This is a genomic window from Luteimonas sp. MC1828 (assembly GCF_016461615.1).
In the GTDB taxonomy this organism is placed as follows: domain Bacteria; phylum Pseudomonadota; class Gammaproteobacteria; order Xanthomonadales; family Xanthomonadaceae; genus Luteimonas.
The window spans coordinates 526,751-539,892 of the sequence record NZ_JAEMNY010000002.1; the positions used below are offsets into that span (position 1 = coordinate 526,751).

The 13,142-nt window shown below is 69.9% G+C and carries 11 protein-coding genes; 10 read left to right on the forward strand and 1 reads right to left on the reverse strand.

The annotated features are described in order from the left end of the window. Window positions 1-11: 11 nt before the first annotated feature. The gene (locus JHB91_RS12325) at window positions 12-2,507 is read right to left on the reverse strand and encodes a penicillin-binding protein 1A (RefSeq protein WP_199473063.1); all 2,496 of its coding nucleotides are present in this window, start codon (window positions 2,505-2,507) and stop codon (window positions 12-14) included. Window positions 2,508-2,739: 232 nt separating this feature from the next. Here JHB91_RS12325 and JHB91_RS12330 point away from each other — a divergent pair, with 232 nt between their 5' ends. The 10 genes from JHB91_RS12330 to JHB91_RS12375 all read left to right on the forward strand — a co-directional run bounded on the left by JHB91_RS12330 (window position 2,740) and on the right by JHB91_RS12375 (window position 13,138). After that, on the forward strand, window positions 2,740-3,798 hold the full coding sequence (locus JHB91_RS12330; RefSeq protein ID WP_199373493.1) for a pilus assembly protein PilM: 1,059 nt from the start codon (window positions 2,740-2,742) through the stop codon (window positions 3,796-3,798). Beyond that, the gene (locus tag JHB91_RS12335) at window positions 3,798-4,523 is read left to right on the forward strand and encodes a PilN domain-containing protein (RefSeq protein WP_199473064.1); all 726 of its coding nucleotides are present in this window, start codon (window positions 3,798-3,800) and stop codon (window positions 4,521-4,523) included. The genes JHB91_RS12330 and JHB91_RS12335 overlap by 1 nt, the downstream gene beginning before the upstream one ends. Further along, window positions 4,520-5,194, forward strand: coding sequence for a type 4a pilus biogenesis protein PilO (gene pilO, locus JHB91_RS12340; protein ID WP_199473065.1), 675 nt, complete (start codon window positions 4,520-4,522; stop codon window positions 5,192-5,194). Before JHB91_RS12335 ends, pilO begins: the two co-directional genes overlap by 4 nt. A 1-nt stretch (window position 5,195) precedes the next feature. Continuing rightward, on the forward strand, window positions 5,196-5,735 hold the full coding sequence (locus tag JHB91_RS12345) for a pilus assembly protein PilP (protein ID WP_199373490.1): 540 nt from the start codon (window positions 5,196-5,198) through the stop codon (window positions 5,733-5,735). A gap of 14 nt (window positions 5,736-5,749) precedes the next feature. Beyond that, complete coding sequence (gene pilQ, locus JHB91_RS12350) at window positions 5,750-7,708, forward strand: type IV pilus secretin PilQ (protein WP_199473066.1); 1,959 nt, start codon at window positions 5,750-5,752, stop codon at window positions 7,706-7,708. A gap of 145 nt (window positions 7,709-7,853) precedes the next feature. Then, entirely contained in the window at window positions 7,854-8,846 is a 993-nt protein-coding gene (locus tag JHB91_RS12355) for a MoxR family ATPase (RefSeq protein WP_199473067.1), read from the forward strand. Window positions 8,847-8,851: 5 nt separating this feature from the next. Then, a complete protein-coding gene (locus JHB91_RS12360) occupies window positions 8,852-9,832 on the forward strand; it encodes a DUF58 domain-containing protein (RefSeq protein WP_199473250.1) in 981 nt (326 codons plus the stop codon). After that, window positions 9,829-10,287 carry a DUF4381 domain-containing protein gene (locus JHB91_RS12365; RefSeq protein WP_199473068.1) on the forward strand — a complete coding sequence of 153 codons (459 nt, stop codon included), beginning with the start codon at window positions 9,829-9,831 and terminating at the stop codon, window positions 10,285-10,287. Before JHB91_RS12360 ends, JHB91_RS12365 begins: the two co-directional genes overlap by 4 nt. Next, entirely contained in the window at window positions 10,284-11,303 is a 1,020-nt protein-coding gene (locus JHB91_RS12370) for a VWA domain-containing protein (protein ID WP_343225099.1), read from the forward strand. Before JHB91_RS12365 ends, JHB91_RS12370 begins: the two co-directional genes overlap by 4 nt. Continuing rightward, a complete protein-coding gene (locus JHB91_RS12375) occupies window positions 11,300-13,138 on the forward strand; it encodes a VWA domain-containing protein (protein WP_199473070.1) in 1,839 nt (612 codons plus the stop codon). Before JHB91_RS12370 ends, JHB91_RS12375 begins: the two co-directional genes overlap by 4 nt. Window positions 13,139-13,142: the final 4 nt, after the last annotated feature.

The window sequence follows — 13,142 nt, forward strand, 5'->3', positions numbered from 1 at the left end:
CGGATGCCGCGTCAGAAGATGTCGAACGCTTCCTCGGTGGGGACCTCTTCGTCCACGTCCTCGAAGGTCGATTCCATGCGCTCGAGGTCCTCGGCCTTCACCCACTCGACCAGGCCGCCGTCGGAACTGGTGGGCAGCAGGCGCCCGCTGGCGCTGACCGCGACCTTGACCATGCCGTCGGGCGGTTCGTTGGCTGCGATCGGCATGCCGTCCAGCGCCACGCGCATGAAGTCGATCCAGATCGGCAGCGCCGACTTGCCACCGTATTCGCGGTAGCCGAGCGAGCGGTTGTCGTCGCGGCCGACCCAGACCACGGTGGCCAGGTTGCCGCCGAAGCCGGAGAACCACGCGTCGCGGTGGTCATTGGTGGAGCCGGTCTTGCCGCCGACGTCCTCGCGGCCGAGGACCTTGGCCGCCGTGCCGGTGCCGCGCTGCACGACGTCGCGCATCATCGACACCAGTTGGTAGGCGACGCGCGCGTCGATGGCGCGCGGTGCGACCACCCTGTCGGGGCCTCCGGCCGACGGCGCAGGTTCGGCTTCGGGAGCGGCAGCGGCAGCGGCAGACGCTGCGGTTGCCGCCGGCTGGCTTGGGCCCAGGTTGAAGCCGTCAACCACGTTGGATGTCGCCACCGTCGTCCCGTCAGCCCCGCAGGTGCGGCAGGCCACCGCCGGATTTTCCTTGAAGATCACCTTGCCTTCGCGGTCCTTGACCTCGTCGATGAACCACGGCGTGACGCGGAAACCGCCGTTGGCGAACACCGCATAGCCGCGGGTGATGTCGAGCGGGGTCAGCGACGGCGTGCCGAGCGCGATAGACAGGTTAGGCGGCAGCTCGGATTCGTCGAAGCCCATGTGGCTGATGTAGCGGCGCGCGTAATCGACGCCGATGGCGTCGAGCAGGCGCACCGAGACCAGGTTGCGCGAACGCACCAGTGCCTCGCGCAGCCGCATCGGGCCGGCGAACTTGCCGTCGTCGTTCTGCGGGCGCCAGTCCTGGCCACGACGCATGCGGAACACCACCGGAGCGTCGACCACCACTGAAGCCGGGTTGAAACCGCGCTCGAACGCCGCCGCATATATGAAGGGTTTGAAGCTCGAGCCCGGCTGGCGACGCGCCTGCGTGGCGCGGTTGAACTTCTGGCCGGCAAAACTGAAGCCGCCGACCAGCGCGCGCAGCGCGCCGTTGTCCGGTTCAAGCGACACCAGGGTGGATTGCGCGCGTGGCACCTGGTCGAGCTGCCAGGTGGGCTTGGCGGCAGGATCGGCGGCGGCACCGTCCTTGCCCTTGGACTCGATGCGGCGCACGCGCGTCACGTCGCCGCGCTTGAGCAGGGCCCCGGGGTTGCGGCCGGTCCAGCGGCTGCTGGCGGCGTCGAGCGTCACTGTGGTGCCATCGGCCAGCGCCACGTCGGCGGTGCCGTCGCCGGCCCGCAGCACGATCGCCGGCAACAGGCCCGACTGCGCCGGGATGCCGCGAAGGCGAGCGCCCGCGGTCGCCGCGTCCTCGTCGGCCGCGAGCTCGAAGGTCTGTTCGATCTTTGACCAGCCGTGGCGGTGGTCGTAGACCGACAGGCCGCTGCGCACCGCGACATCGGCCGCAAGCTGCATTTTCGGATCGATCGTGGTGGTGACGTGGTAACCGCGGGTCAGCACGTCGCCGCCATAGCGGGCGATCATTTCCTGGCGCACCATCTCGGCGACATACGGCGCGTAGACCTCCACCGGGCGCTCATGCGGAGTGGCGTGCATGTCCACTGCCTGGGCGGCACGCGCCTCCGCCTCGCTGATGAAATCCAGCTCGTGCATGCGCTGCAGCACGTAGTCGCGACGGATGCGCGCGCGCTCGGGGTTGGTGACCGGGTTGCCGCTGGACGGGAACTTGGGGATCGCCGCCAGCGTGGCCAGTTCGTCCAGGTCGAGCTGGTCGAGCTTCTTGCCGTAGTAGAACTCGGCGGCCGCGGCGATGCCGTAGGCCCGGTTGCCGAAGAAACTCTTGTTGAGGTAGAGCTCGAAAATCTCGTCCTTGGACAGCTCGCGCTCCATCTTCATCGCAAGCAGCATCTCCGACAGCTTGCGCGTGTAGCTGTACTCCGAGCTCAGGAAGAATTGCCGTGCGACCTGCTGGGTGATGGTGGACCCGCCCGGCACGCGCTTGTCGTCGGTCGTCGCCAGCAGCCAGATCGCGCGGCTGACACCGCGGTAATCCACGCCGTGGTGCTCGTAGAACCGGTTGTCCTCGATTGCGATGAAAGCCTGCTTCAGGCGCTCGGGTACCTCGGCGATGTCGACCGGATAGCGGCGGGTCTCGCCGAACAGCGCCATCAGGCGGCCGTCGCGCGCATAGACGTAGAGCGGCTCCTGCAGCTCCACGTTGCGCAGGCTCTGCACGTCGGGCAACCGCGACGACACGACGTAGTACAGTGTGCCCGCTGCGAGCAGGCCGATGACAAGAAGGCCGGCGAACAAGATCAACAGCCAGCGCAGCAGGCGACGGAAGCGGGGCATCGAGGGGGTCCTGGGGTCCGCCACGCGGACCGTTGTGAGGCGCGCAGTATATAGAGAGGGGACTCCGGGCTGATCGTGCCCGGATCGAAGTGCCGCACAGGGTCAGTACGTGACACAGCGCGCAATGCGGGATGACGTTGCACGCTGCTTGTTGCCATTCGGTAAAAACTCCGTTATCTAATGCATCGGGGCACGAAGCGCACGTAAGCGCCCGTGACATGGGGAGAAAAGCGTGGGGCTGATCACAAAAAGCCAGGCACCGCTCGTCGGGGTCGACATCAGTTCGACTGCGGTCAAGCTGTTGCAGCTGTCGCGTTCGGGCGACCGGTACCGGGTCGAGCATTACGCGGTTGAGCCGCTGCCGCCCAATGCCGTCGTCGAGAAGAACATCGTCGAGGTCGAGGCGGTCGGCGAGGCCATCCGCCGCGCCATGACGCGATCCGGCAGCAAGGCCAAGCACGCCGCGGCCGCAGTCGCCGGTTCGGCGGTGATCACCAAGGTGATCCCGATGCCCGCCGATCTCGACGAGGACGACCTCGAGTCGCAGGTCGAGCTCGAGGCGGTCAACTACATTCCGTACCCGATCGAGGAAGTGAACCTCGACTTCGAGGTGCTGGGTGCCATGCCGGGCAACGCCGAGATGGTGCAGGTGCTGCTGGCGGCGTCGCGCTCGGAGAACGTCGAGATGCGGGCGTCCGCGCTGGAACTCGGCGGGCTGACGGCCCGGGTCATGGACGTCGAGGCGTTCGCTATCGAGAACGCCTTCGCGCTGCTCGCCAATACGCTCAACGTGCCGCGTGACGGCATCGTGGCGCTGGTCGACATCGGCGCCACCATGACCACGCTCAACATCCTGCGCAACGGCCGCAGCCTCTACACCCGCGAGCAGGTGTTCGGTGGCAAGCAGCTGACCGACGAGGTCATGCGCCGTTACGGCCTGTCCTACGAAGAAGCCGGCCTGGCCAAGCGCCAGGGCGGGCTGCCGGAAAGCTACGAGATCGAAGTGCTGGAGCCGTTCAAGGAGGCGCTGGTCCAGCAGATCAGCCGCCTGCTGCAGTTCTTCTACGCCGGCAGCGAGTTCAACCGCGTCGACCAGGTGGTGCTGGCCGGTGGCTGCGCGTCGATCGGCGGCGTCGCCGAGATGGTCGAGGAGCAGCTCGGCGTGCAGACCGTGGTCGCCAACCCGCTGGCCCAGATGACCCTGGGTTCCCGCGTGCAGGCCCATGCGCTCGCGCAGGATGCCCCGGCGCTGATGATCGCCTGCGGCCTGGCCATGAGGAGCTTCGACTGATGGCGCGCATCAACCTCCTCCCGTGGCGCGCCGAGCGCCGCAAGCAGCGCCAGAAGGAATTCGGCGTGATGCTGGCCTTCGCAGCGCTGGCCGGCGTGGTGCTGTGGTTCATGGTCAACAGCTACTACAACGCGCAGATCGACGGCCAGAACGCGCGCAACGCGTTCCTGCAGGAGCAGATCAAGCAGGTCGAGGCCAGCATCACCGAGATCGACGAGCTTGATCGTCAGAAGGCGCGCCTGTTGGCGCGCAAGGATGTCATCGAGCAGCTTCAGGCCAACCGTTCGCAGATGGTGCATCTGTTCGACTCGCTGGTCCGCACCATCCCCGATGGTGTTGTACTCACCGGCATCAAGCAGGAAGGCGAGAAGCTGACGCTTGAGGGTCGCTCGCAGTCCAACGCGCGGGTCAGCACCTACATGCGCAACCTCGAAGGCTCCGGCTGGATGACCAAGCCGGACCTGTCGATCATCGAGGCGCGCGATGGCGTGGCCGGCCTGCCGTATGCCTTCACCCTCGCGGTGCAGCTGGCGAATCCCAACGCGCCGAAGGACGAGGACGGCGACGGCATACCCGACGCCGTGCCGCCGGTGGACGCCGCGCCGGCTGCCGGTGCGACGCCTGCTGAAGCCGCGCCTGCCGCCACCGCCACGCCGCCGCCGGCCGAGGCCGCCGATCCGGCGCCCGCCGCCGCCCCGGCCGCTGAACAAGGAGCCGCGTCGTGAGCAAGCGCAAGATGTCGCTCAAGGAGCTCGACTTCAACAACACCGGCTCCTGGCCGCGTGAGTACAAGATCGGTTTCTGTGTGCTCCTCGGTCTGCTGATCTTCGGCCTGCTGTGGTGGGTGCTGACCCGCGACAAGGGTAATCAGCTGAAGTCGCTTGAAACCACCGAGTCAGGCCTGCGCGCGGACTTCGAGACCAAGCAGGGCCGCGCCGCCAACCTCGGGCCGCTGAAGCTGCAGCTGGAGGAGATGGAGCAGCAGCTGCAGCAGATGCTGCGCCAGCTGCCCAGCCGCACCGAGATGCCCGACCTGATCGTCGACATTTCGCAGACGGCACTGGCCACCGGCATCACCAGCGAGCTGTTCCAGCCGGGTCCTGAGTCGCCGAAGGAGTTCTACGCGGAGAAGCCGATCGCGCTGCGCATGCTCGGCAGCTACCACCAGTTCGGCGCCTTCGTCAGCGGCGTGGCCTCGCTGCCGCGCGTGGTCATCATGACGATGCACGATATCCAGCTGCGTCCCAAGGGCGGCGGCGACGGCAAGGTCGTCGGCATTCGCCCGAACTCTGCGCTGGAGCTAGCCGGCACGGTGAAGACCTACCGCTATCTCGATGACGAGGAGGCGGCCGAGCAGGAAAAGGCCGCCGTCGACGCTGCAAAGGGGGCGCGCTGACATGGGCACGATTTCGAATGCCTGCCGCGGCTTCGCGTGCCTGGCCGTCCTCGCCGCGCTGGCCGGTTGCAGCCGCGGCGTCACCAGCGAGCCGGGCACGGCGCCGAACCTGGAGGAATGGGTGGCCAACGTCCGTGCCCGCCCAGCGCCGCCGCTCGATCCACTGCCGGTGATGCAGCAGTTCGAGAGCTTCGAGTACGCGGCGCAGGGTCTGCGCGATCCGTTCAGCGACGCGTTCGCGAACGAGGGCAATGGCAGTGGCCCGCGGCCGGACTCCAACCGTCGCAAGCAGACGCTCGAACAGTTTCCGCTCGACAGCCTCGACATGGTGGGATCACTGGGCGCAGGCAGCAGCCTGACCGCACTGGTGATGGCACCGGACAAGGTCACCTACCGGGTGGGTCCTGGCGTGTACCTGGGCCAGAACGATGGTCGCGTGACCAGCGTCCATGAAGATCGCATCGAACTCGTCGAACTCGTGCCTGACGGCGCGGGTGGCTGGCTTGAACGGCCGGCATCGATCGCGCTCGAAGACAATTGATTAGGGGAAGCCAGATGACCTTCAGCAACGCGCAACGCCGTTCGCCGATCACGCGTGCCACGCCCTTCAAGGCAGGCGCCTGCGGTCTCCTTGCTGGCCTGGTCGCGGCGTTCAGTGCCGTCCATGCCGCTCCGGCGCCCGGAGTTCCGGTTGCCAGCTTCGCGCAGGTGACCCCTGCGATCGCGATCGATCCCGCCAAGCAGGTCCCGGCGGCGGTGGCGATCACCGGCATCGACTTCAAGCGCGGCGACGGCGGCTCCGGCAAGCTGATCCTCAAGTTCAGCGGAGACGGCGCGGCGCCCGACCTGCGGACCCAGGGCGGCACGGTGATCCTCGACGTCGGCAACGCCGACCTGCCGGCCGAACTGCAGCGGCCGCTCAACGTGGCCGACTTCGCCACACCGGTCCAGCGCATCAACGCCAACCAGGGCCCCAAGGGCACGCAGGTCGTGCTGAGCACGGAAGGCGCGTTCGAGCCGCTGGCCTACCAGACCGGGCGCGACTACATCGTTGAAATCGTGCCGCGTGCGGCAGCCGCCAACCGCGCCGTCGGGGCCAGCACCGCCGCGGCGGTCGCCACCACCGCGCAGGCCTCGGCCCAGGCACAGGGCGAGACCCGCAGCTACGGCGGCCGCCCGGTCACGTTCAACTTCCAGGACGTTCCGGTGCGCACGGTGCTGCAGCTGATCGCCGAGCTGTCGGACCTCAACATCGTCGCCAGCGACAGCGTCACGGGCAACGTGACCCTGCGCCTGATCAACGTGCCGTGGGACCAGGCGCTGGACATCGTCCTGCAGGCCAAGTCGCTCGACAAGCGCCGCAGCGGCAACGTGGTGTGGGTCGCGCCGCAGTCCGAGATCGCCAAGTTCGAGCAGGACATCGCCAACGCCCGCCTCGCGCTTGAAGAGCGCGCGGAGATGAACACCGAGTACATCCCGATCTCCTACGGCAGCGCCGAGGACATCGCCAAACTGCTCACCGAAGAAAGCAAGAACAGCAGTCAAGGCGGCAGCGGTGGCGGTGGCCAGAGTGGCCAGAACGACCAGAGCCGCGGGTTCCTGTCGTCGCGCGGCAGCCTGAGCTACGACCGCCGCACCAACACATTGCTTGTGATTGATATTCCGCAGCGGGTCGCAGAGATCAAGCGCCTGGTCCAGACGTTGGACAAGCCGGTGGACCAGGTGGTGATCGAGTCGCGCATCGTGATCGCGAACGAGTCGTTTGCACGGGACCTGGGAGCGCGCTTCGGCGTCCGCGGCGTGAAGGATCGTTTGATCGGATCCGGCTCACTCGAAGCCAACCAGGGGTTGATCAAATCGGCCGCCGAAGCGCAGCCGGGCGATCTGGTCGAGTGGGGCGAAAATGTGCTCAACAACGATTTCAGCATCCGCAACCTCAACCCGGGCTCGATCGCCTTCACCATCCTCGGCAATACCATCGACTGGGATCTCGAATTGCAGGCCCTGCAACAGGACCAGCGCGGTGAGGTGGTGTCGAACCCACGCGTGGTCACCAGCAACCAGCGCGAGGCTGTGATCCGCCAGGGTCGCGAGGTCGGTTACCTGACCGTCACCGGCGGCCAGAGCAACAGCGTGCCGACGGTGCAGTTCAAGGAAGCATTGCTGGAGCTGAAGGTCACTCCGACCATTACCGCGGACGGGCGCGTATTCCTGAATCTCGCAGTCAAGAAGGACGAGATCGAGGATTTCACCGAGATCATCGGCATCGGCCTGATTCCGAACCTCGCCAAGCGCGAAGTCACCACCGCGGTGTTGATCGAAGACGGCCAGACAGTCGTGATTGGCGGCGTGTACGAATTCAGCGACCGCAACTCGATCTCGAAGGTGCCGTTCCTGGGCGACCTGCCGATCCTCGGCAACCTGTTCAAGACCAAGAGCCGCAGCAAGTCCAAGGCCGAGCTGCTGATCTTCGTCACCCCGCGCGTCCTGCGCGTGGCGCCGCGCCCGTACTGAGCGGCGATTCCAGACGCGTCAACGACGGGGCCTTCGGGCCCCGTCGGCGTTTCCGGGCATGACATGACCGACGGCGCTTGAACCAAGTCGGGCCGGAGGGGTCAAACTGCACCCTGGCGCAGCCCGCGCCGTCCCCCGGTCGCCCATGGACACGCCCCACGACGACATCTCACGCCTGCATGGCGTTTTCACCGGCCTGCGCGATGCGCTGACGCACGAGATCATCGGCCAGGCGGCGCTGGTCGAACGCCTGCTGATCGCACTCCTCGCGGACGGCCACCTGCTGGTCGAAGGCGCGCCCGGGTTGGCCAAGACCAGCGCCATCCGTGCGCTGGCTGCGCGCATCGAGGCCGACTTCGCGCGCGTGCAGTTCACGCCCGACCTGCTGCCGGCGGATCTCACCGGGACCGAGGTGTGGCGGCCGCAGGACGGCCGCTTCGAGTTCCAGCCGGGGCCGATCTTCCATTCGCTGCTGCTTGCCGACGAGGTCAACCGCGCGCCGGCCAAGGTGCAGTCGGCGCTGCTCGAGGCGATGGGTGAGCGCCAGGTGACCGTGGGCCGGCAGACGTACGCGCTGCCGCAGCTGTTCCTGGTGATGGCCACGCAGAATCCGATCGAGCAGGAAGGGACCTTCCCGTTGCCGGAGGCGCAGCTCGACCGCTTCCTGATGCACGTACGCGTGGGCTATCCAGAGGTCGAGGCGGAGGCGGGCATCCTGCTGCTGGCGCGTGAGCGCGCCCGGGCCACGCTGCAGCACGCCGCGCCGGCAACCGCCCGCATACCCGCCAGCGACATCTTCGCCGCCCGCAATGCGGTGCTCGACCTGCACATGGCGCCGGCGCTGGAGCGTTACCTGATCGAACTGGTGCTGGCATCGCGCAGCGCGCAACGCTACGACGCAGCACTGGCGCGCCGCATCGCCTGGGGCGCGAGCCCGCGCGGGTCGATCGCGCTCGAGCGCTGCGCCCGCGCGCATGCCTGGCTGGCCGGCCGCGACTTCGTCACGCCAGACGACGTGCGCGCCGTCGCCCCGGACGTCCTGCGCCACCGCGTGTTGCCGAGCTACGAGGCCACGGCCGAGGGCTGGGACGGCGAGCGCCTCGTGCAGGAGCTGCTGCAGCACGTGCCGCTGCCATGAACGGCATGGGCGCTGCCGCGGTCGTCGCGGTCGGCACCGCCACGGGCGGCGACGGTGTTACGCCATCGCTGGCCGAACTGATCGCCTTGCGCGGCATCGCGCAGGCGAGCGTCAGCGCGCGGCGCGGCGCGGCCGGCGTGGCCGGACCCGCGCCATCGACGCTGCGCGGGCGCGGCATGGAGTACGCCGAGTCGCGCGCCTACGCGGCAGGCGACGACGCGCGCCACATCGACTGGCGCCTGACCGCGCGCAGCGGCAAGCCGCATACCAAGCTGTTCCAGGCCGAGCGCGAGCGACTGACGCTGCTGGTGGCCGACACCTCGCCGGCGCTGTACTTCGGCACGCGCGTGCGCTTCAAGTCGGTGCAGGCCGCACGCGCCGGCGCACTGGCGGCCTGGCGTGCGGTGCGCGACGGCGATCGCGTCGCCGCGCTGCGTGGCAGCGTTTCCGAACCGCCGGTGCCGCCGGCGTCGGGGCCGCGCGGCGCGCTGCGCGTGCTCGACGCGCTGGTGCGCTGGTACGCGACGCCACCGGCCGATGATGCCGGGCTCGAGGTCGCGCTGGACCATGCGCGGCGCCTGCTGCGCCCGGGCTCGCGCCTGCTGGTGCTGGCCGATCCCGCCAGCGTGGCTGCCATCCCGCAACAGCGCTGGCCCGCGCTCGCGGCGCACCACGAGGTGCTGGTACTCCTGCTGACCGATCCCCTCGAGGTGGAGCCGCCGCGCGGCATGCTGGCGTTCTCGGTCGCGTCGTCAGGCGCACCTTCGGCGGCGGCAGCGGCATCTGGCGGCGCGTCCCGCACCCGCATCGAACTCGACCTCGCCAGCACGAGTGAGCGCGAACGCTGGCGCCGGGCCTTCGACGTCGAAGTGGAAGACACCATCGCCACCCTGGCCGCGCGCGGCGTACGCGCCTTGCGCCTGTCCACCGCCGACGCCAGCGACGCGTGGCTGGCGTTACCCGCCACGACGGCAAGGAGCGCTTGATGCAGGACGCGCTGCCGCTGCGCGATATCCACGCCTCGGTTGCACCGGCCTGGTGGCCGCCTGCACCGGGTTGGTGGATGGTCATGGCGGTTGTCGTGCTTGCACTGGCCGCGCTGTTTGCGTGGCGGTGGCGGCGAGTCCGCCGGCGCCGGCGTCACGAACATGCGTTCGACGCGGCCGTGGCCGCCGCCGCCAGCCCGGCCCAACAGATCGCGGCGATCTCCGAGCTGTTGCGTCGCGCCGGACGCCTCCGTGATCCTTCGGCCGATCGCCTGCAGGGCGAGGCCTGGCTCGCGTTCCTCGATGCCGATGATGCCGCGCCGCGCTTCTCCGGCGACGCGGCCGCGCTGCTGACCGACGGTCCGTTCCGACGCGACGCGGATCCCGATGCCGTGGACGCACTGCGACGCACCGCACGCGCGCGCTTTCTCGTATGGATGGAGGGGCGCAAGTGAACGCGCTGGCAAGCGTCTGGCCCGCGTTCGCCGGCTTCGACTGGCCATGGCTTCTGGTCGCGCTGCCGCTGCCGTGGCTGGTCCGTCGCCTGCTGCCACCGCTGCGCGACGACGGCCCGGCACTGCGCGTGCCGTGGTCCGCGCGCGTGCGCGAACTGGCGGGCGGTGTGACGCACGGCGGTGGAAGGGGAGCGCGCGTGCCCGCACTGGCGTGGATTGGCTGGGCGCTGCTGTGCGTCGCGGCCGCGCGTCCAATGGCTTGGGGCGAAGCGGTGCAGCCGCCGGACGTGGGCCGCGAGCTGATGCTGGCGGTCGACCTGTCGGCCAGCATGGGCGAACGCGACATGGTGCTGGGCGGCGAGGTCGTCGATCGGCTCACCGCCGCCAAGGCGGTGATCGCCGACTTCCTTGAGCGGCGTCAGGGCGACCGCGTCGGCCTGCTGGTGTTCGGGCGCAGTGCCTATGCGCTGGCGCCGCCGACCACCGACCTGGCCAGCGTCCGCGAGCAACTGGCCGATACCGTGGTCGCGCTGGCCGGGCGCGAGACCGCCATCGGCGACGCCATCGGCCTGGGCGTGAAGCGGCTGCAGTCACAGCGCGAAGGGCAGCGCGTGCTGGTGCTGCTGACCGACGGCGTCAACACCGCCGGCATGCTCGATCCGCTCAAGGCCGCCGGCATCGCCGCCGACGAGGATGTGCGCATCCACACCATCGCCTTTGGCGGTGAAGGCGAGGCGCTGTCGGTGTTCGGCTTCCGACTGCCGTCGGGTGGCAGCGAGATCGACGAGGCCACGCTGGCGCGGATCGCCGACATGACCGGCGGCCGCAGCTTCCGCGCCGCGGATACCGAGTCGCTGGCGCAGATCTATGCCGAGATCGACCAGCTGGAACCCATCGAACACCCGGGCGAGGCGCTGCGCCCGCGACTGGAGCGCTACCCCTGGCCGCTGGCGGCGGCCTTGTGCTGCGGCCTGCTCGCCGTGCCGCTGGCGTGGCGGCGGAGGCGGCTGGCATGAACCCGCTGCTGCAATCGCTGCAGGCCATGCAATTCCTGCGTCCGGCCTGGCTGTTGGCGCTGCTGCTCCTGCCCGTGCTGGCGTGGGCGTGGCGTGCGCGCCAGCGCAGGCGCAGCGCCTGGCGCACGGCCGTCGATCCCCACCTGCTGCCGCACCTGCTTGATGGCGGTGCGCGCGGTCGCGGCGGGTGGATCGATGGCTGGCTGGTGCTCGCCGGCTGCGCGCTGCTGGTGCTGGCGCTGGCCGGCCCGAGCTGGCGCAGCACCGCGCAGCCGCTGCAGGCCGGCGGCGCGCCGCTGGTGCTCGCGCTGGACCTGTCCAGCGCCACGCTGGCCAACGACCTGCCGCCGTCGCGCCTGCTGCAGGCGCGTGCGCGCCTCGACGCACTGCTGCGCGCGCACGCCGGCGAGGTCGCGCTGGTGGCCTATGCCGACGACGCCTACACGATTGCGCCGATGACCCGCGATGCCGGCAACGTCGCGGTGTTCCTCGACGCACTGGCGCCGGACGTCATGCCGGTCGACGGCAGCAAGCCGGCGCGCGCCATCGCGCTGGCGCAGCGCCTGCTGGCGCAGTCCGGCCACGCGCGCGGCGACATCCTGCTGCTGGCCGGCAGCGGCAGCCGCTCGGCGACATCCGCCGCGGCGGCCGCGCACGCAGCCGGCTACCGCGTGTCCGTGCTCGGCATGGGCACCGAGGACGGCGCGGCTTACCGGCGGCGCGACGGCGGCATCCACTCAGCGCGGCTGGACGTGGCGTCACTGCGCGCGATCGCCGATGCAGGCGGTGGCCGCTACCACGCCTGGTCCGAGAGCGTGCCCGGCGTGCTGGCCCCGATCGGCGGGGGTGAACGCAGTGGTGATGCCGATGGGGCTGCCGCGCGGGCGGCTGGCGATACCGGCGAGGGCATGGCCAAGGGGCCGCGCGAAGCCGCACGTGCCTTCGTGCGCGAGGACGGCGGCTTCTGGCTGCTGCCGCCGGCCATGCTGCTGTTGCTGCTCGCGTTCCGGCGCGGCGGCGTGTTCATCGGCCTGCTGTTGTGCCTGGCGCTGCCGCCGCCTCCGCTGCTCGCGGCCGACGACAGCGCCGGCGTCGAAGGGACTGCCTGGCGGCGCGCCGACCAGGTCGCGCACGCGCGCAGCGCGGAAGCCGAGGCGGCATACCGCCGTGGCGACTACGAGGCCGCCGCGCGCGGATTCGAGCGCGTGCCGGGTGCGGACGCCGCCTACAACCGTGGCAACGCGCTGGCGCGCATGGGCCGCTACGAAGACGCGCTCGCCGCCTACGATGCGGCGCTCAAGGCGGCGCCGGGGATGGCGGATGCGGCCGCGAACCGGGCCGCGGTGGACGCCGCCATGCGCCGCAAGCCGCCACCCGGCGCCAAGGGCGACAGTCGCGGCGATGGCAAGGACACGCCCGAGCGCGGCAAGCCGCAGCCAGGGCAGGAGGGCGCCGGCCAAGGCGATGCCGACGACCCATCGGGCCAGGGTGCACCGTCGCAACAGCCAGCCGACAACGATCCGGCGCGTCGCGACGGCGAGGCACCGCCACCGTCGTCGACCGGCACCGGCGAGCAGCAGCGCAAGGCCGAGGCTGCCCAGCGCGAAGCGGATGCCGCGCAGCGCGAGGCCATGCAGCGCGCGCTCGAGGACGACCGCTCCGCGACTTCGGGCGCCGACGCCCGCGGCGAACCAGAGCAGGCGCGCGATGCCGGCGACAGTGAGCAGGCGCAGGCCAACGCCGCGTGGCTGCAGCGCGTCCCCGACGATCCCGGCGGGCTGCTGCGTGCGCGCCTGCGCATCGAACACGAACGCCGCCGGGCGGAAGGAAAATGACGGC